This is a genomic window from Flavobacterium aquidurense (genome assembly GCF_002217195.1).
GTDB lineage: Bacteria > Bacteroidota > Bacteroidia > Flavobacteriales > Flavobacteriaceae > Flavobacterium > Flavobacterium frigidimaris.
Genome location: NZ_MUGR01000016.1, coordinates 40,358 through 59,981 on the forward strand (window position 1 = coordinate 40,358; position 19,624 = coordinate 59,981).

The following is a 19,624-nucleotide window of genomic DNA, read 5'->3' on the forward strand; positions in this document are numbered from 1 at the left end:
AAAAATACAAATATGGTTTTAAAAGACTTTTATAAAGTACTTTCAGAAGAAAAAACAGGAGATGCTAAATATAATATTCGTATATTAGTTAATGCCAATCATGAGGTTTTTAAAGGTCATTTTCCAGGAAACCCAATCATGCCGGGTGTTTGCATGATTCAGATTATCAAAGAACTTACAGAATCAATTACTAAAAGTACGCTGATGATTCAAACGCTTACAAATGTAAAATTCATGGCATTGATTAATCCGGAAACAAATCCGGAATTGCGTTTAGAACTTGACATAACAACCACAGAAGATGATTTGGTAAAGGTGAAAAACACCACATATTTTAACGACACCGTTGCTTTAAAATTAAGCAATGTGTATAAAAAACTATAACTATGAAATTACTATTATCATTATTTCTATGGATAAATTTTGCCAACACACCAGATTTGGCTACGATCCGAAAAATCTATCCTGATGTTGCAAAATCAGAATCAAATGCCAAAGAGTTTACAGAGAAACTTTCCGGAATTTCAAACAACGATGAGAAAATTTTAGTGGCTTATAAAGCAGCTTCCATTTTGGTAGATTCTAAATTTGAAAACCTGATAGGAAGCAAAATTTCGCGTTTTAAAGAAGGTGCTAAACTTCTTGAAGCGACGTTAAAAAGTGATCCTAAAAATATTGAAATCAGAATGATTCGATTGAGTATTCAGGAAGATGTTCCCGGAATTACCGGTTATAAAAAGAACATCAAAGAAGACAAGAAGTTTATTACTGATCATTACGCTGAACAAAGTGGTGTTTTAAAAGAATACCTGAAAGACTTTGTTTTACAATCGAAAAGCTTCTCTGAAAAAGAGAAACAATTTGTAAAGTAGGTCAAGAAAAAAATCCCAAATGCAACCAACTTTATCTCAGCAGGAATTACTTAATTCAACTCATTTTTGTGTTATTGTACCAACGTACAACAATCACAAAACGTTGAAAAAAGTGCTGGATTCTATTTTAGACTTTACTCACAATATCATTATTGTCAATGATGGTTCAACAGATACAACCAATGAAATTTTAAAGCAATATTCGGAGCTTACCCAAATTCATCATCCTGCAAATTTAGGAAAAGGAAGGGCGCTCCGAAATGGTTTTAGAAAAGCAATTGAAATGAACTTTGAATATGCCATCACGATCGATTCTGATGGTCAGCATTTTGCTGATGATATTCCCAATTTTATTGCTGAGATTCAAAAAGAACCCAATTCTTTATTGATTGGAAGTCGGAATATGACACAGGAAAATATACCTAAGAAAAGTAGTTTTGGGAATAAATTTTCGAATTTCTGGTTTAAGTTTGAAACCGGAATTAAGCTGGACGATACCCAATCCGGATTTCGATTGTATCCTTTACAATTGATTCCGAAGCAGTTTTATACCAATAAATTTGAATTCGAAATTGAAGTTATTGTCCGTTCTGCCTGGAAAGGAATTGTGGTAAAAAACATTCCGATTCAGATTCTCTATGATCCTGCAGAACGCGTTTCGCATTTCCGACCGTTTAAGGATTTTACCCGAATCAGCATTCTCAACACCGTTTTGGTTATCAATGCATTGTTGTACATCAAACCCAGAGATTTTTTTAGAAGAGCAAAAAAAAAAGGCTTTAAAAAATTCTTTCTTGAAGATATCTTAGAAAGTTCTGATTCTAATTTTAAAAAATCAGCCGCAATTGCTTTGGGTATTTTCATCGGAATTTCTCCGTTTTGGGGATTTCAAACTGTTTTGCTTTTTACTTTCGCAGCTTTGTTTAGGCTCAATAAAGTCATTGCTTATCTGGCCTCGAATGTAAGTTTTCCCCCTTTTATTCCTTTTGTTATTTACGGTTCTTTAAAAATGGGAAGTTACTTTGTTTCCAATGATGCGCCTCTAATTTTAGACAGTTCGGTAACGCTTAATGATATTCAAAAAAATGCTACACAATATATCGTGGGAAGTCTTATTTTAGCATCCGTTTTGGCACTGACTTTTGGCTTAATAAGTTATTTACTTTTAACCGCTTTTAGTTCTAACAATAATAAAAAAATTACGTAAAAGTTTGCCACAGATTAAACGATTAAACTGATTTTAAATCCTGAGTCAGTTCGCCACGAATTTCACAAATTTTCACGAATTAATTTGTGAAATTTGTGGCTAAAAAAAAATCATTTTAATCCTTTATCCCGATAGCTATTGGGAGTGGCAACAAAAATTAAAAAATAACCATGCATCAATACTTCTACGCCATTCACTTGTTTGTAAACCGACGAAAAAAATTATCGGTGGTATTGGCTATTTTGATGCTATTCGCTTTTGGATATTTTGCTTCACAAATTAAGTTTGAGGAAGACATTACCAAATTGATTCCAACAAACGATAAGGCAGATGTTACGGCAAAAGTGTTGAAACAGCTCAACTTTGCTGATAAAATCACCGTTATTTTCAAATTGGATAAAAACGGAACGGAAGAAGATTTAAAAGAAATGGCCACTATTTTTTCAGACAGTGTGGCCAAATCCTGTAAACCTTACGTTACCGGAATTCAGGGAAAAATTGATGAAGAAAACATTCAGGAAACCATAGATTTTGTCTACAATAATTTACCGCTTTTTCTGGAGAATAAAGATTATGCTGCGATTCAGAACAAGCTTCAAAAAGACAGTATTGCGGCAACGGTTCAGGGAAATTACAAATCGATAATTTCTCCATCGGGATTTGTAACCAAAGATTTTATTCTGCAAGATCCGTTAGGGATTTCTTTTATCGCTTTAAAAAAATTACAGCAATTAAATATTGGTGACGATTTTACGCTCAACAATGGTTTTGTCATGACCAAAGACAAAAAGAAACTGTTGCTTTTTATTACGTCAAATCTTCCTTCTAGCGAAACGGAGAAAAATACCATTTTTGCCAATAATCTAAAATCGATTCAGGATAATTTAAATACAAAATTCAAAGGCAAAACCTCGATTAGTTATTTTGGTTCGGCTTTGATTGCGGTTGCCAATGCGAGTCAAATCAAAAGCGACATTATCTTAACCACGACAATTGCGATGATTACGCTGATGTTGATTTTGATTTTATTCTATCGAAAGATATTTATTCCGTTAATCATTTTCCTTCCAACGGTTTTTGGCGCTTTATTTGCCGTGGCCTTTTTATATTTTGTCAAAGAGCAAATTTCTGCTATTTCTCTCGGAATTGGTTCTATTTTATTAGGAATCACAATCGATTATTCGATACATATTCTCACGCATTACAAACACAACAGCGACGTAAAAACGTTGTACAAAGACATTACAATGCCTGTAATCATGAGTAGTTCAACAACTGCCGTAGCCTTTTTATGTCTGCTTTTTGTAAAATCTGATGCATTGAACGACTTAGGAATTTTTGCCGCTGTAATTGTTATGGCTTCGGCATTTTTCTCTCTTTTGATTGTACCGCATTTGTATAAACCGAAAGAAAATAATTTTGATCACAAGAAAAACTGGATCGATAAACTCGCTCATTTCTCGTTTCACAACAATAAATTCCTGATTGGATTTTGTGTTTTAATCACCATCATTTGTTGTTTTACTTATAATAATGTGGGCTTCAATAATGATTTATCGCAATTGAATTTTGTTCCAAAGGAAATCAAAGCGGCCGAAAAAGATCTCGAAGAAAGCACCAGTCTCACGGAGAAAACCATTTACGTGGCGTCATACGGAAAAAGTATGGAGGAAGTTTTACAAAACAATTCTCAACTTTTTGCTGATCTATCAAAAGAAAAACAAACGAACAAAATAGTACATTTCAGTTCTGTTGGCGGAATTATGCTTTCGCAGAAACAGCAACAACAAAAAATCGACAAATGGAATTCGTTTTGGGACACCAATAAAAAACAACTTTTAGAATCTGAATTAATTTCCGAAGGTTCAAAACTCGGATTTAAACCCACAACATATTCGGCTTTCTATGATCATTTAGATTATAAATTCAAGCCTATTGCGGCAGAAGATTTTCTAAAAGTTCAGGCTTTGCAACTGAAAGAATTTGTAACCGAAAAAAATGGTTTCTTCACCATTTCAACTTTGGTAAAAGTTACACCGGAACAAAGAGATGCTTTTGTCAAATCGGCTTCAGCAAAAAATAATGTTATTGCAATTGACCGTCAGCAAATGAATGAAACGTTTTTCAGTACGCTGAAAACCGACTTTAACTCGCTTGTTAATTATTCTTTTGTTGCTGTAATTCTGATTTTATTTTTCTTTTTCAGAAGATTAGAACTGGTCATCGTAAGTTGTATCCCAATTGCGCTAACCGGAATTGTAACGGCTGGAATTATGGGGATTTTTGGCATTCAGATGAATATTTTCAGCATGATTGTCTGTACACTGATTTTTGGTCATGGTGTCGATTTTAGTATCTTCATGACAAGTGCACTTCAAAAAGAATATACCACCGGTAAAAACGAAATCGCGATTTACAGAACTTCTATAATCCTGGCAGTTATTACGACTATTTTAGGAATTGGTGCCATGATTTTTGCACGTCATCCGGCCTTGAGATCTATTTCTTCTGTTTCCCTAATTGGGGTTTTTGCTGCGCTGATTATTACGTTTATCTTCTACCCTATTCTGTTTAAATTATTTATATCGAATCGTGCTAAAAAAGGAAATGCGCCGTTTGTACTGCGCACTTTTATTCACGGTATTATTTCGTTTACCTATTACGGACTTGGCGGTATTTTGATGTCACTTTTCAGCATCACCATCATGCCCATTCTTCCGATAAAGGAGAAAACAAAGATGAAAGCATTCCGTTATTGCATTTCAAAATTCATGAAATCAGTATTGTATTCGAATCCGTTTATTCATAAAAAAGTCATCAATAACTTTAACGAACATTTCGAAAAACCTGCGATAATTATTGCCAATCATTCTTCCTTTATCGATATTCTGGCGATGGGAATGTTGAGTCCTAAAATTATATTTTTAGTAAATGACTGGGTGTACAACTCTCCTATTTTTGGCGGTACGGTTAGAAAAGCTGGTTTTTATCCGGTTTCTGAAGGAATCGAAGGCGGTGTTGAACATTTACGCCAAAAAGTAAAAGAAGGCTATTCGCTGATGATTTTTCCGGAAGGAACACGATCAGAGAGTAATCAGATCAAGCGTTTTCATAAAGGTGCTTTTTATCTGGCGGAAGAATTTAATCTGGACATTGTTCCTGTTTTGATTCACGGTGCTTCAGAAGCAATCCCGAAAGGCGATTTTGTCATTCATCACAGTTACCTTACGCTTTCTATTTTAGAAAGAATTGCTCCGGACAATCTTTCTTACGGAAAAAATTATGCCGAAAGAACAAAACTGTTAAGTACGTATTTCAAAGCCGAATTCCAGAAAGTGCGTCAGGAATTAGAAGGCCCGGAATATTTCAAAAAAATGCTGATTCATAGTTACGATTACAAAGAAATTGAGATTATTAATAGTGTCAAAAATGATTTGCAACATAACTTAGAAACTTATTATCAGCTAAATAAGCATATTTCGGCAAAAGCTAAAATAATGCACTTGTCAAATGATTACGGGCAATTAGACGTTTTATTGACCTTGCAGGAACCACAGCGAAAAATAGTTTCATACAATTCTGATGAAGAAAAACGTGAAGTCGCTAAAACGAATTATTTCCTTAAAAAGAGAAAAATATCTTATCTGGATAATCTCGAACTGACGTTAGAAAATCAATATGATGCTGTTTTAATTTCTGATGAAAATTATAAAGATGCTCCTGAGAAAATTATTGCGATGACTTTCTGTGTTATTTTAATAAATAGTCCGGGTTTAAAAAACACTATAATTAACCTTGGTTTTGAATCTGTTTCAGAGGATAATTCTATAATCGTATTAAAAAAAAATTAGCATGAAAGAGCAATACGATGTAGTAATTACAGGCAGCGGTTTAGGCGGTTTAGTCTCGGCAATTATTCTGGCCAAAGAAGGCTACAGCGTTTGTGTGCTCGAAAAAAACAATCAATATGGCGGGAATCTGCAAACTTTTGTGCGCGATAAAACCATTTTTGATACAGGAATTCATTACATCGGAGGATTAGGAGAAGGGCAGAATTTATACAAATATTTTAAATATCTGGGCATTATGGACCATCTTAATCTGAAAAAATTAGATGAAAATGGTTTCGATATTATCTCTTTTGAAGACGATGAAAACAAATATCCCCATGCACAGGGTTATGATAATTTTGCCAATCAGTTAGTCAACTTTTTTCCGGATGAAAAAGCAAATATTGAGGAATACTGCAAAAAAATAAAAACAATTTGTGAATCTTTTCCGCTCTATAATTTAGAATGGGAAGGAAAATACGATAACGAAATTCTGGCACTCAATGCAAAACAGACAATTGAGGAATGCACTGAGAATGAAAAGTTGAAAGCAGTATTGGCCGGTTCTAATTTTTTGTATGCCGGTATTGCTGATAAATCACCGTTTTATGTGCATGCGCTTTCTGTAAACTCTTATATTCAAAGTTCCTGGCGATGTATTAATGGCGGAAGTCAGATTACGAAACAACTGTTGAAACAGCTCAAAAAACACGGTGGAGAATTTTATAAATACAAGGAAGTAATCCGTTTTAATGTTGAAAACAAAAAAGTAACTTCGGTTGATATGAAAGACGGAACAAAGGTTTCCGGTTCTTATTTTATCTCTAATATAGAACCGAAAACTACGCTGAAAATGGCTGGGGAAGAAAACTTCAGAAAATCCTTTTACAGCAGGGTCCAAAGTCTCGAAGGTGTTATTTCGGCTTTTAGCTTATATGTTGTTTTCAAACCGGAGACTTTCAAATACATCAATCATAATCATTATCATTTCAAGAAAAGCAGCGAAGTCTGGAGCGCTCACGACTATGACGAGAATTCCTGGCCAAAAGCTTTTATGGCGTCAATGAATGCCTCAAAAAAACAGGAAGAATGGGCAGAAGGAATGACTTTTATAACTTACATGAAATATGATGATGTTACTCCCTGGATGGACACCTTTAATACAACTGTTGAAGAAAACGATCGTGGAGAAAGCTACGAACAATTTAAATCGCGAAAAGCTGCGAAATTTTTAGAAGAAATTGAGATCAAATTTCCCGGTATCAAAAACTGTATAAAATCTGTTCATACCTCGACACCACTCTCCTATCGTGATTATATTGGCGGAGACAACGGGAATATGTATGGTTATGTTAAGGATTCTAATAATCCGATGAAAACATTAATTCCTTCTAAGACCAAACTGGATAATTTATATCTTACCGGACAAAGTATTAATATGCACGGCGTTTTGGGTGTAACTATTGGAGCGGTAGTAACCTGCTCAGAAATTGTTGGAAAAGAATATTTAGTGACTAAAATCAACAAAGCATCTGATATGTAATTCATCAGAGCATGACTCCGAAACGAAAACATTAAATTCCCAATTTTAGGAATTAAATTGTAATTTTGATTTCGACTTAAATTTGGTACAAAATCTCTATGAAAAATATTGACAAGAACAGTTTAGAAAATGCATATCGATTATTTGAATCGAATGATATAGACAAAATAGAAATTGGCACAACCAAAGGTCTTAAGGCAATTCACCATTATCTATTTCATCCTTTATATGATTTTGCCGGAGAAATAAGAAAACTCAATATTTCAAAAGGTGGTTTTAGATTTGCAAATGCATTATATCTTAATGAAATTCTAGTGAAGATTGAGCAAATGCCAGAAAACAGTTTTGAAGAAATTATCGCTAAATATGTTGAGATGAATATTGCTCATCCTTTTATGGAAGGTAATGGCAGATCTATGAGAATATGGCTGGATATGATTCTAAAAAACCAACTCAATAAAGTTGTCAACTGGCAATTCGTTGACAAAACTCTTTATTTGCAGTCAATGGAAAGAAGTCCTATTAACGATTTGGAATTAAGAACTTTATTAAAGGAAAATCTAACTGACGAAGTTAACAATAGAGAAGTTATTTTTAAAGGAATCGAACAGTCATACTACTATGAAGGTTATGAGAAAGATAACAATGAATGAATCCATTATTCTTGGATAGGTATAGATATGAAAAACCTAATTAAATTAATATCTTTCTTTAGTTTTTTATTGATGCTGGCCTCCTGCGGAACATCAAAATCCATGCGTCATCTGCCTGAGATTTCTCAATATAATGCAACAAAACCAGTTGTTACAAAACAATCTGACAGTGTTTTTGTTTCAGGAAAAAATTCACTTTTAAAAAACAAACAAGGTATTTGGGAATTGTATGTTGAAGGGGATCCTCTCGAAATTGGCCTCAACTCCGGCGCTTTGTCGGATTCTCTTTTGAAAAATCAGGAACATATTTTTTTCTCTAAAATAAAGGATATCGTTCCTTCTAAATTTCAACAGAAGCTGCTTCGGAATTTTCTGAAATGGTACAATCGGAAATTATACCTGAATGTTCCGGAAGAATATCAATCTGAAATTTTTGGCGTTTCGCAATATACGTCGCACGATTTTGACAACATTGCACCGCAATATCAGCGCAGTTTATACTTGCATGGCGCACACGATATTGGTCATGCTTTGCAAGATCTGGCTTTGGTTGGCTGCTCCTCTTTTGCTGCCTGGGGACAAAAATCTGAAGACGGAAATTTAATCCTCGGACGTAATTTTGATTTTTATGTCAATGACGCTTTCGCGGAAAATAAAATCGTGGCGTTTATAAATCCAAAAAAAGGTCATCAATTTATGATGGTTACCTGGCCCGGAATGATTGGTGCCGTTTCCGGTATGAATGAAGAAGGTTTAACGGTTACGATTAATGCTTCTAAATCTAAAATTCCGTTGATCGCCAAAACACCTATTTCGATCCTGACACGTGAAATTTTACAACACGCTAAAAACATTGATGAAGCGATTGCCATTGCAAAAAAAAGTGAAGTCTTTGTTTCAGAATCTATTATGGTTGGAAGCGCTAACGATAACAAGGCCATTCTGATCGAAGTTTCCCCTAAAAAAATGGACGTTTATGAAGTACCCAATAGCGATGAGTTATTTTGTTCGAATCATTTTCAGGGAGAAGATTTAAAAAATGAAAAACGAAATCAATCGCAAATCACCAATAGTCATTCTGAATATCGCTTTGAAAGAATGCAGGAACTTTTTGCCGAAAACCCGAAAATCAATCCTAAAATTGCCTCAGAAATTCTAAGAAACAAAGACGGTTTACAAAATAAGGCACTGGGTTACGGCAACGAAAAAGCATTGAACCAATTGATGGCACATCACGGAGTTATTTTTAAACCCAAAGAAAAACTAGTTTGGGTATCGGCAAATCCGTATCAATTAGGCGAATTTGTCTGCTATAATTTAGATGCTATTTTTAAAGAAAGGAAAGCGAAATCAATTGTTTCTTTCCAACAGGAAAATTTAAATATTGCCAAAGATCCTTTTCTGGAAACCATACAATATAAAAACTATCAGAAATTTAGGATTGAAGATGATAAAATCGATTCGCATTTAAAAAATAAAGACGTTATTAGTCCTGAATTTATTCAACACTATCAATCCTTAAACCCTGATTATTGGGTTGTGTATTACAAAGCAGGGTTGTACTTTTATCAAAAAAAAGAATACCTGCTTTCTCAGGCTAATTTTGAGAAAGCATTAACCAAAGAAATCACAACTGTTCCTGATAAAACAGCCATTGAAAAGTATTTAAAAAAAATCAAAAGAAAATTACAATGATTCCATTAATAGAAAAAGATTCTTTAGAACAAATTAAAAATTTTCAAGAGCAGAAATTAGCGGAACTTTTACAATACATCAGTCAGAACTCCCCTTTTTATAAACGTCTTTTTGCAGGACAGAATATTGATATTTCGAAAATTAAAACACTCGAAGATTTACAATATTTGCCGGTAACAACGAAGGAAGATTTACAAGAATACAACGATGATTTTTTATGTGTTCCGCAAAACAAAATCATCGACTATGCTTCTACTTCAGGGACTTTAGGCGATCCTGTAACTTTTGGCTTAACGGATTCTGATCTGGACCGACTGGCTTATAATGAAGCTATTTCGTTTGCCTGCGCCGGAATTGCAGAAGGCGATGTAGTGCAATTAATGACTACAATCGACAGAAAATTCATGGCCGGACTGGCTTATTTTCTGGGATTAAGAAAACTAAAAGTAGGCGTAATTCGCGTTGGAGCCGGAATTCCGGAATTGCAATGGGATTCTATTTTAAAATACAAACCTTCTTATTTAATTACCGTTCCTTCATTTTTGTTAAAGTTAATTGAATATGCTGAAGCACACGGAATTGATTACAATAATTCAAGCATAAAAGGTGCAATATGCATTGGGGAATCGTTAAGAAATCAGGATTTTTCGATGAATATCTTATCCAATAAAATCACTGAAAAATGGAATATTAAGTTGTATTCGACTTATGCTTCTACCGAAATGAGCACTGCTTTTACAGAATGTGAACATGGAGTTGGCGGTCATCATCATCCGGAATTGATTATTGTTGAAGTGCTGGACGAAAATAATATTCCTGTAAAGGACGGAGAAATTGGCGAATTGACTTTTACCACTTTGGGGATTGAAGCGATGCCTTTATTGCGTTTCAAAACCGGAGATATTGTTCAGTTACACAACAGTCCCTGCGCCTGCGGAAGAAATACGCTGCGTGTTGGCCCTGTTGTGGGACGTAAAAAACAAATGATCAAATACAAAGGCACAACGCTTTATCCGCCAGCAATGAACGATGTTTTGAGTGGTTTTGATAATATCGAAAATCATATTATTGAGATTTCCACCAACGATTTGGGAACGGATGAAATCCTGATAAAAATCGCCGCAAAAAATCAATCGGCTGAATTTTTACAGGAAATCAAAGATCACTTCAGAGCCAAATTAAGAGTAACGCCAAAGATTGAATTCGCCTCAAAAGAAACGTTGAATCCATTAGTTTTTAACCCAATGAGCCGAAAACCAATTCGATTTTTTGACTACCGAAAAACAACTATATAATATTTTTTTTCACCATATAAGTGATATAAGTTCATATTAAAGTTGGTATTAATCGCGCACTTTATTAAATGAACTTATATCGTTTAAAAACCTTTGCAGCTTTGTCCCTTTGAACCTTTGAACCTCAATTTGGCGCAAATTAAACTAAATGTTGTAATTTTGCACAAAATATTGAAGATGGTCAAGATTGGCAACATAGAATTACCCGAATTTCCTTTATTACTCGCACCAATGGAAGATGTGAGCGATCCGCCGTTTCGCAGATTATGCAAAACGCACGGTGCTGACATGATGTATTCTGAATTTATTTCATCTGAAGGATTGATTCGTGATGCGATCAAAAGCAGAATGAAGCTGGATATTTTTGATTACGAACGTCCGGTTGGAATTCAGATTTTTGGTGGTGATGAAGAGGCAATGGCGCTTTCGTCTAAAATTGTTTCTACTGTAAAACCTGATTTAGTGGATATTAATTTTGGTTGTCCGGTAAAAAAAGTAGTTTGTAAAGGTGCCGGAGCCGGAGTTTTGAAAGATGTAGATTTGATGGTACGTTTGACAAAAGCGGTTATCAGAAGTACAGATTTACCGGTTACTGTAAAAACGCGTTTGGGCTGGGATGATAACTCAATCAACATTGATGAAGTGGCTGAAAGGCTTCAGGATATTGGTGTTCAGGCTTTGACAATTCACGCCAGAACCCGCGCACAAATGTACAAAGGCCACGCCGACTGGTCGCACATTGCACGTGTAAAGAACAATCCAAGAATCACAATGCCTATTTTTGGAAATGGCGATATCGACAGTCCGGAAAAAGCATTAAAATATAAAAACGAATACGGTATCGACGGTATCATGATTGGTCGTGCCGCAATTGGTTATCCGTGGATTTTTGACGAAATCAAACATTATTTTAAAACCGGAGAACACTTGCCTGCTCCAACAGTTGCTGATCGTGTAGAAGCTGCGAGAAACCATTTAATGTGGTCGATGGAATGGAAAGGTGAACGCTTGGGAATTGTTGAAATGCGCCGTCATTATACCAATTATTTTAAAGGGATCCATTCGTTTAAAGAATACAAACAAAAACTGGTTACGACTGATGAACCTGAAAATTTGTTTGCCATTATGAAAGAAATTGAACAGGTTTATGCAGGATATGAATTTGTTTAGAATATAAGAATCTTTAGTTTTAAACAAAATAACCCCAATCTTTGTCGAGCTTCTCAAGGAGATACAATAAAGACCTTCAATTTTGAAGGTCTTTATTTTTATTATAAACTATACTTCAATACGTTTCCATTTTCCTCTTTTGTAAAAGAAAATACCTGCCAGAGTAATCGCTGTTTCAGCAACAGGAATTGCTATGAAAACACCCGTTGGTCCCATATTAAAATGTTTCGCCAATACATACGCTAACGGAATTTGGAACAGCCAAAAACCAAAGAAATTAATTCCGGTTGGTGTCCAGGTATCTCCTGCTCCATTAAAAGTATTGATCAAAACCATTCCGATTCCGTAAAAGATGAATCCGATACTCATGATTTGTAAAGCTTCGACCGCGATTGTTTTTACCAATTCATCATTAGTAAAAAACGAGATGATGTACTGACCAAAACATAATGTGATTATCATAATGGTGGCCATAAAAATGACGTTGTATCTCGCAGTGGTATACACTGATTTTTCGGCACGATCAATTTGTTTGGCTCCCAGATTTTGTCCTACCAAAGTTGCTGCTGCATTACTTAATCCCCAAGCCGGAAGAATAAAAAACATCATAATTCTAAGTGCTGTCTGATAACCCGCAGAACCGTGATCGCCTCCGGTTGTTGCTACTAGCTGCGCCAGAAAAATCCAGCTGCAGGAAGCGATTACAAATTGTAAAATCCCCGGAGCAGCAATTTTTACTAATGCTTTTATCTGATCAAAATCGGGAACGAAATAGGAAATTTTAATTTTCAAAACACCATTTCCAAAAAACAAATGATACACCTGATATAATACTCCAATGCTTCTTCCTAAAGTAGTCGCAATTGCAGCACCGGTTAATCCAAAAGCCGGAATTGGTCCAAATCCGTTGATTAATACCGGACATAAAATGATATTACAGATATTTGCCAGCCAAAGACTTTTCATAGCAATTGCTGCATTTCCGGCTCCACGAAATATTCCGTTGATCAAAAATAAAAGCATGATACACAAACTAGAACCAATCATAATCTGTGTAAAGATATATCCATGTTCTGCGGCTGCTACAGATGCTCCCATTAGAATCAGGATTTCTTTGGCATAAATAACGCCCAAAATACTAATTATGCTTATAATGAGAAATGCGATAATGATAGCCTGCATTCCTGCCTTTGCAGCAGCTACAGGATCTTTTTCGCCAATACGCCTTGCTACAACTGCTGTCGCAGCCATACTCATTCCAATGGCAACTGAATATATAATGGCTAATACAGATTCTGTCAAACCAACTGTTTGGATCGCAAAACTACTGTGCTCTAAATGCCCGACGAAATACAAATCAACCAACGCAAAAACAGATTCCATCATCATTTCTAAAACCATCGGAATGGCTAATAGAATAACTGCTTTTTTGATACTGCCTGCCGTATAATCAAAAGATTCATCTCCTTTGATCGCTTGTTTTAGTGTGGTGAAAATTTTAGAAAATAAACCTTTCTGTATAGTTGTTTCTGTCATGATGTATTAGGATAAATGATAAAATTAGTCCGGATGCAAAGATCTGGACTCAAGAAAATAAACGTAAGTATCCTAATTATTCAAAAAAATAAAATAGGATTAGGCAGAAACAATCATAAACTGTAGTTTTTTAAGAGGATAAATATAAGTAATATTTTTTAAGAGAAAATATTAATCCAGCAACTTTTTACTAACACGGCTACTGGCAATTAAAGAAGCCATAAAACCAAGTGATACAATGGTTCCCATAACAATAACTACGTTTTCAAGAGTAAAAACTACGGGATATGCTAAGGTTGGGGTCAGCATAATAAATTCATAATGCTGTTGTAACAGCACTAGAATAATCCCGAGAACAAGACCTGTTATACCTCCAAAAACACTTAGTATCGTTCCCTGAAGCAGGAATATTTTTCGCAAACTATTGATTTCAGTTCCAAGATTAAAAAGAGTTTTTAAGTTTCCTTTCTTTTCCAGAATCATCATAATCAGAGCACCAACCAAATTAAAAAGGGCTACAATAATGACCAAAGTAAAGATCAGGTAAACCACTATATTTTCAGTGTTAAGCATTTTGTACAAGGACTCATTAAGTTGTGCCCTGTTTTTTATTGTGATCTTATTATTGAAAATTGTTTTTAGTTTAGCACCTATTGCATTTTCATCTGCGTTATTTTTCAGATCAAACTCAAGTCCTGAGATTTGATTGTGCTTGTACATCAGTAATTCCTGCGCCAGACCCAAATCTGCAAACACAAATTTTGAATCTAAATCTTCGCTGATCGAATAGGTTCCAACTGGTAAAACGTCTGTTTTATTAAAAGCTTCTTCGGGATTTTCGATTGCTCCTTTTCCGGGTTTAGGCGCAAATACCTGTAAAGGATTTTCGAAATCTAATATCCCTAAAGAAAAATCTCTTGAAATTCCATAACCAATAACCACCTGATACGTATCCGGTTTCAGCCAATCTCCGTTAAAAAGCCTTTTCTTTATATCATTAACTACCGGATAATTTTTGTCAACACCTTTTAAGTAGGTTACCTGTTGTTTGTCTTTGAAGACGAATAAAACACGTTCTTCGATAACTTTAGTGTATAAAACAACTCCTTCAATTTTTTTAATCTGATTTTCCTGCTCTGGCGTAATCAAAAATGATTTTCCGTAAGTACTGGTAATTTTCAGATCGGGATCTATTTCGTTTGTAAACGAAAGACTAAATACTTTTAGTCCGCTAAAAACCGACAAAACCACAAACAAAGCCATTGTGCCAACAATAATTCCAATGCTGGCAATGCGATTAATAATATTGATAGCGTTGTTTTTACTTCTGCTAAAAATATAACGTTTGGCTATGTAAAGGGGGAAATTCAACTTATGATTTTCTTCTTTTTTCTAAAAGATCACGGTTTTCAATTGGGTTTTCTCTGTTTGATAAAGCATTATCAATTTTTTCGATATAATCTAAAGAGTCGTCGATAAAGAATACCAAATTAGGTACACGACGCAATTGCAAACGAACACGTTGTGACAAATCGTGTTTAATTAGAGTTGAATTTGATTTTATACCTTCTAAAGTTTCTTTGGCTTTGTCCTGAGGAAAAATGCTTAAATAAACTGTTGCCACAGATAAATCTGAAGTAACACTAACTTTGGATACTGAAATTACCAAATTACTAATTCCATTTTTTCTCACTTCACCTTGCAAAATATCAACCAAATCTTTCTGGATGACACCGCCTATTTTTTTCTGTCTATTTGTTTCCATACTGCAAAAATACTATTTTAAATTTCAATCGATACAATTTCAAATGAACAATAGAATGATTTTTATATTCTTATCTGTTTTATCTTTTATAAAGTTACAATTTTGAGACTTTATTTGGGTAAAAACATAAAAAATAAGGTTTTTACAGCTGAAGCAAACACTATCCGCAACATGACAAAAATCATGTTTTTTATGAGAAATATTTTACATATTTGATTAAACTTTAAAACCTGATCTATTATGAAAAAAAGAGAACCAATCAGTCATATAATGACTAAAGGTGTTGTTACTGTAAATGAAAATGACGACTTAAGAAAAGTAGTCGAAACGTTGAAGAAACACACCATTCGCCACATTCCAATTGTTCGGGGTAAAGATGTCGTTGGTATTATTAGCAGATCTGATATCAACAGATTGACTTTTGGTGCTTTATTCGAAGGCCAGGAAGGAGCTGATGAAGCTATTCTCGACATGTTGACCATTGCTCAGGTAATGACATCGAAACCAAAAACAGTATCCTCTGATACGATTATAAGGGACCTTGCAGAAATTTTTGCGAAAGAAGAATTTCATGCGCTTCCGGTAGTTGATAATGGAGAACTTAAAGGTATTGTAACGACAACAGATGTTTTGAAATATTTCTTAGAACAATATGATTAAATTCATGAATCAATTATAAAAAAAGGGAGCTAGTCAGGCTCCTTTTTTATGAGTTATAGTATCATATTTCTCTATTTTAAAGCAGGCCTACAACAAATTAATCAAAATATTAATACTTTATATACTATAATTACAAAACAAAACTACTTTAAATGCGTATTAAATAAATTTAATATTGATAATAAAAACTCATTTTTATACAAATTACTCATTTTTTTTATAAAAAATAGGAGTAAACGATAACGAACTTAAAAAGCAGTAAATCAACCATTCAAAGAAAATTATTGGCTTAATCTCACTAAAAAACGGCTATACACTTCATAATTAGCAGGATAGAACAGGATACAAAGGGATCAGGATATAAATAAGTTAGTTCACTATAACTAACCAAAATTATATTTATGAAAACCAAAATTAATCATTTGATTATTTTGATCTTTTCCATTTTAATGCACTGGACTGGTCTTGCGCAAAACAAAATGGTAACGGGATCAATAACCGATTCAAACGGAGTTCCAATTCCGGGAGCAAATATCATCATTAAGGGATCCCAAGTAAGTACGATCTCAGATTTTGATGGAAAATATTCCATAAGTGCCAATACGGGAAGCATTTTAATTTTTAGTTCTACAGGTTCACAGACTATCGAGAAAACCGTTGCTCAATCTTCTACTATTGATATCATTCTGGCTGACGAAATTTCAGAACTTAAGGAAGTTGTCGTCGTTGGTTACGGAACGATGAAAAAGAGTGACCTGACGGGTTCTATAACTCAAATTAAAGGCGATGTACTGAACACTGTCACAAGTTCGAATCCTCTTGAAGCTGTTCAGGGCAGAGCCGCCGGGGTTGCGGTTCTTAACAACGATTCTTCGCCAGGCGCTTCTCCAAAAATAAGAATCCGTGGTAATGGTTCTGTCAGTGCGGGTAATGATCCTTTGATTGTTGTAGATGGTTTTCCGTTGGTCAACAGCAACTTAAACGACATCAGTTCTAATGACATCGAATCAATGGAGATTCTTAAAGATGCATCCTCTGCCGCAATATATGGCTCGAGAGGGGCAAATGGTGTGATCCTGATTACCACAAAAAAAGGAAAAAAAGGGCAAAACAATTTAGAGATTGTGGGTACAAGCGGTATTTCTACACCTACACGAATGCCTAAAACGCTAAGCAGGGATAACTTTATCAGTTTTATCAATGATGCTTATACGTACTCAACAGGAAAACCGGTTTACTCAGCTACAAATCCTGCTCCAAATACCAATGTAAACTGGCAGGACCAAGTCATTAAAAATATGGCTCAAATGCAAAATTACTCTCTGTCTTTCAGTGGCGGAAAAGACAATACAACTTACCTGCTTTCGGGAAACATTTTTTCTCAAGACGGAATTGTAGAGGCTTCGGGATTCAAAAAAATGACGCTTAGAACAAACCTGAACCATGAGTACAAACCATGGCTTACCGTAGGGACACATTTACAGGTTGGCCGCTCGCAAAGAGACATTCGCAATAACCCTACCGGAGACATCTTTCGATACGGATGGCCAACAATACCGGTAAAAAATCCTGACGGAAGCTGGCATTATGCCACTGAAGATCCGTCTGTGAGTTCTTACTTTGAAGGTACATGGAATCCTGTTTCAGAGGCAGCAGAAATGACAAATGAAACCTCTTCTGATCGTGTTTTGGGCGATGTATATGCTCATTTTAAACCAATGAAAAATGTGACTTTTAATACCAATTTTGGTGTCGATATTTCTAATGAAAAACAGTATGAATATTATACTTCAAAATCAACTGCAGGAATAGGATCCGGAAGTACCGGTACAGGATCTCAATATTACAGGAGACAAACTTCTCAGTTAACAGATAATATCTTAAGCTATTCTAATACCTGGAATGACAAACACAGTTTTACGGCTACAGGCGTATATTCATGGCAGGAATATGTATATGAAGATTTGGGTGTTAGAGGATCCGGTTTCCTAAATGATGCTACGGGAGCAAATGATATTACGTATGCAGACAGAGGAAGTATCACAAATTCTTCTAACAAATATTCAAGCAAACTAATTTCATGGACTGCCCGAACATCTTATGCATACGACGAAAAATACCTGATTACATTAACTGGCCGTTATGATGGATCGTCCCGGTTTGGGAATAATAATAAATGGGGATTTTTCCCTTCTGTTGGATTGGGCTGGAGAATTGATAAAGAAAAATTCTTAAAAGATAATACTACAATAACGGCATTGAAACTAAGAGCCAGTTATGGTGTTACCGGAAATCAGGAAATTGGTAATTATCAATCACTGTCTAAACTGGTAAAAGCAAATTATGTGTATGAAAACAATCCTATTTTCGGATTTGTGGAAACGATTGGGAATCCGGATTTAAAATGGGAACGCAACATTCAGTACAATGTTGGAATTGACCTTACTTTATGGAACAGATTTGATCTGAATTTAGATTTTTATCAAAGACAAACTTCTGATTTGTTATACAACGTGCCTATTCCTACGACTTCCGGATATTCGAGTATGCTGCAAAATATTGGTGAGGTTAAAAATGTTGGTTTTGAAGTTACAGCAAAAGTGCAAATTATTGATTCTGATTTTAAATGGGATGTAAGTACCAATTTCTCTAAAAACAAAAACGAGATTGTAAGTTTATATGGTGATGTGCAACGTATTAACATTGGAAGTTCGTCTGCCGGAATTGCCAAATACCTAATTGTAGGTCAGCCTGTAAATAGTGTTTGGGCGCGAGAATCTGCCGGAATTATCAAAACACAGGAACAATTAACTGCTTATCAGCAAATTCGCCCAACAGCAAAATTGGGAGAAGAAATGTATGTTGATAAAAACGGGGATAAAATCATTAACAACGATGACTATAGCAATATAGGTTCTACTTCTCCGGATTTCTTCTACGGAGTTTCAACTAATCTGAGTTATAAAAACATGACGCTGGATATTTACGGACAAGGTGCAACTGGTTTGGCCTCTGATGAGGATAATAATTACATGATTTTTGGTGAAAATCAAATTCAGAACAGAAACTACATTCCAACCCAATATGCTTATGACAGAATGTGGAGTCCAACCAATACCAATGGAAATTTCCCAAGAGCAGGTGCACAAGAAGTATATCTTTCTAATCGTACCAATGGGGATTGGAATTATTTTGTAATTAAAAACATCAAATTAGCCTATAACTTGTCGAAGGTAATTAAACACAGCGATTGGATCAAACAATTAAATGTTTATGTAAATGCGCAAAACTACATCAATATTGCCAATCACAGAGGTTACAATCCTGAAAGCGGCAGTGTAAACTCGCCATATGTAAAAACGATGCTTGTTGGTTTTAGCGCGAAGTTTTAATTCTAA

General features: G+C 34.9%; 14 protein-coding genes. 11 read left to right on the forward strand and 3 right to left on the reverse strand.

The genetic code is table 11. The features are described from left to right. Positions 1-12 precede the first annotated feature (12 nt). From B0A67_RS08830 to dusB, 9 genes are all read left to right on the forward strand, one after another. A complete protein-coding gene (locus tag B0A67_RS08830) occupies positions 13-384 on the forward strand; it encodes a hotdog family protein (protein WP_072957778.1) in 372 nt (123 codons plus the stop codon). 2 nt (positions 385-386) lie between these two features. Further along, entirely contained in the window at positions 387-872 is a 486-nt protein-coding gene (locus B0A67_RS08835; protein ID WP_072957776.1) for a hypothetical protein, read from the forward strand. Between the two features lie 19 nt (positions 873-891). Next, complete coding sequence (locus tag B0A67_RS08840; protein ID WP_072957773.1) at positions 892-2,079, forward strand: DUF2062 domain-containing protein; 1,188 nt, start codon at positions 892-894, stop codon at positions 2,077-2,079. 170 nt (positions 2,080-2,249) lie between these two features. Next, entirely contained in the window at positions 2,250-5,930 is a 3,681-nt protein-coding gene (locus B0A67_RS08845; RefSeq protein ID WP_072957770.1) for a 1-acyl-sn-glycerol-3-phosphate acyltransferase, read from the forward strand. Position 5,931: 1 nt separating this feature from the next. Next, the gene (locus B0A67_RS08850) at positions 5,932-7,452 is read left to right on the forward strand and encodes a phytoene desaturase family protein (protein ID WP_072957766.1); all 1,521 of its coding nucleotides are present in this window, start codon (positions 5,932-5,934) and stop codon (positions 7,450-7,452) included. A 98-nt stretch (positions 7,453-7,550) separates the two neighbouring features. Further along, on the forward strand, positions 7,551-8,105 hold the full coding sequence (gene fic, locus B0A67_RS08855) for a protein adenylyltransferase Fic (RefSeq protein WP_072957763.1): 555 nt from the start codon (positions 7,551-7,553) through the stop codon (positions 8,103-8,105). Between the two features lie 27 nt (positions 8,106-8,132). Next, positions 8,133-9,800 carry a C45 family autoproteolytic acyltransferase/hydolase gene (locus tag B0A67_RS08860; protein ID WP_072957760.1) on the forward strand — a complete coding sequence of 556 codons (1,668 nt, stop codon included), beginning with the start codon at positions 8,133-8,135 and terminating at the stop codon, positions 9,798-9,800. Continuing rightward, on the forward strand, positions 9,797-11,095 hold the full coding sequence (locus B0A67_RS08865) for a phenylacetate--CoA ligase family protein (RefSeq protein WP_072957758.1): 1,299 nt from the start codon (positions 9,797-9,799) through the stop codon (positions 11,093-11,095). Before B0A67_RS08860 ends, B0A67_RS08865 begins: the two co-directional genes overlap by 4 nt. Before the next feature lie 177 nt (positions 11,096-11,272). Further along, complete coding sequence (gene dusB / locus B0A67_RS08870) at positions 11,273-12,265, forward strand: tRNA dihydrouridine synthase DusB (protein WP_072957755.1); 993 nt, start codon at positions 11,273-11,275, stop codon at positions 12,263-12,265. A 108-nt stretch (positions 12,266-12,373) separates the two neighbouring features. Here the strand turns inward: dusB and B0A67_RS08875 are convergent, their stop codons facing one another. The 3 genes from B0A67_RS08875 to rbfA form a co-directional block, all read right to left on the reverse strand. Beyond that, on the reverse strand, positions 12,374-13,801 hold the full coding sequence (locus B0A67_RS08875; protein WP_072957751.1) for an MATE family efflux transporter: 1,428 nt from the start codon (positions 13,799-13,801) through the stop codon (positions 12,374-12,376). Between the two features lie 171 nt (positions 13,802-13,972). After that, positions 13,973-15,172 (reverse strand): ABC transporter permease, encoded by a 1,200-nt coding sequence (locus B0A67_RS08880; RefSeq protein ID WP_072957747.1) that lies wholly within the window; start codon positions 15,170-15,172, stop codon positions 13,973-13,975. A gap of 1 nt (position 15,173) precedes the next feature. Continuing rightward, on the reverse strand, positions 15,174-15,566 hold the full coding sequence (rbfA, locus tag B0A67_RS08885) for a 30S ribosome-binding factor RbfA (protein ID WP_055097718.1): 393 nt from the start codon (positions 15,564-15,566) through the stop codon (positions 15,174-15,176). Between the two features lie 240 nt (positions 15,567-15,806). On the opposite strand from rbfA, the gene B0A67_RS08890 reads away from it, so the two are divergent. Together B0A67_RS08890 and B0A67_RS08895 are read left to right on the forward strand one after the other, a co-directional pair. Beyond that, positions 15,807-16,226 (forward strand): CBS domain-containing protein, encoded by a 420-nt coding sequence (locus tag B0A67_RS08890; RefSeq protein ID WP_072957745.1) that lies wholly within the window; start codon positions 15,807-15,809, stop codon positions 16,224-16,226. A 401-nt stretch (positions 16,227-16,627) separates the two neighbouring features. Then, positions 16,628-19,618, forward strand: coding sequence for a SusC/RagA family TonB-linked outer membrane protein (locus B0A67_RS08895; protein ID WP_072957742.1), 2,991 nt, complete (start codon positions 16,628-16,630; stop codon positions 19,616-19,618). Positions 19,619-19,624: the final 6 nt, after the last annotated feature.

Excerpts from the sequence above, each read along its gene's own strand:
- fic (WP_072957763.1), top strand. The coding sequence starts at position 7,551 with ATGAAAAATATTGACAAGAACAGTTTAGAAAATGCATATCGATTATTT.
- B0A67_RS08890 (WP_072957745.1), top strand. The coding sequence starts at position 15,807 with ATGAAAAAAAGAGAACCAATCAGTCATATAATGACTAAAGGTGTTGTT.
- B0A67_RS08865 (WP_072957758.1), top strand. The coding sequence starts at position 9,797 with ATGATTCCATTAATAGAAAAAGATTCTTTAGAACAAATTAAAAATTTT.
- B0A67_RS08830 (WP_072957778.1), top strand. The coding sequence starts at position 13 with ATGGTTTTAAAAGACTTTTATAAAGTACTTTCAGAAGAAAAAACAGGA.
- B0A67_RS08840 (WP_072957773.1), top strand. The coding sequence starts at position 892 with ATGCAACCAACTTTATCTCAGCAGGAATTACTTAATTCAACTCATTTT.
- B0A67_RS08860 (WP_072957760.1), top strand. The coding sequence starts at position 8,133 with ATGAAAAACCTAATTAAATTAATATCTTTCTTTAGTTTTTTATTGATG.
- rbfA (WP_055097718.1), bottom strand. The coding sequence starts at position 15,566 with ATGGAAACAAATAGACAGAAAAAAATAGGCGGTGTCATCCAGAAAGAT.
- B0A67_RS08895 (WP_072957742.1), top strand. The coding sequence starts at position 16,628 with ATGAAAACCAAAATTAATCATTTGATTATTTTGATCTTTTCCATTTTA.
- B0A67_RS08875 (WP_072957751.1), bottom strand. The coding sequence starts at position 13,801 with ATGACAGAAACAACTATACAGAAAGGTTTATTTTCTAAAATTTTCACC.
- B0A67_RS08850 (WP_072957766.1), top strand. The coding sequence starts at position 5,932 with ATGAAAGAGCAATACGATGTAGTAATTACAGGCAGCGGTTTAGGCGGT.
- B0A67_RS08835 (WP_072957776.1), top strand. The coding sequence starts at position 387 with ATGAAATTACTATTATCATTATTTCTATGGATAAATTTTGCCAACACA.
- dusB (WP_072957755.1), top strand. The coding sequence starts at position 11,273 with ATGGTCAAGATTGGCAACATAGAATTACCCGAATTTCCTTTATTACTC.
- B0A67_RS08845 (WP_072957770.1), top strand. The coding sequence starts at position 2,250 with ATGCATCAATACTTCTACGCCATTCACTTGTTTGTAAACCGACGAAAA.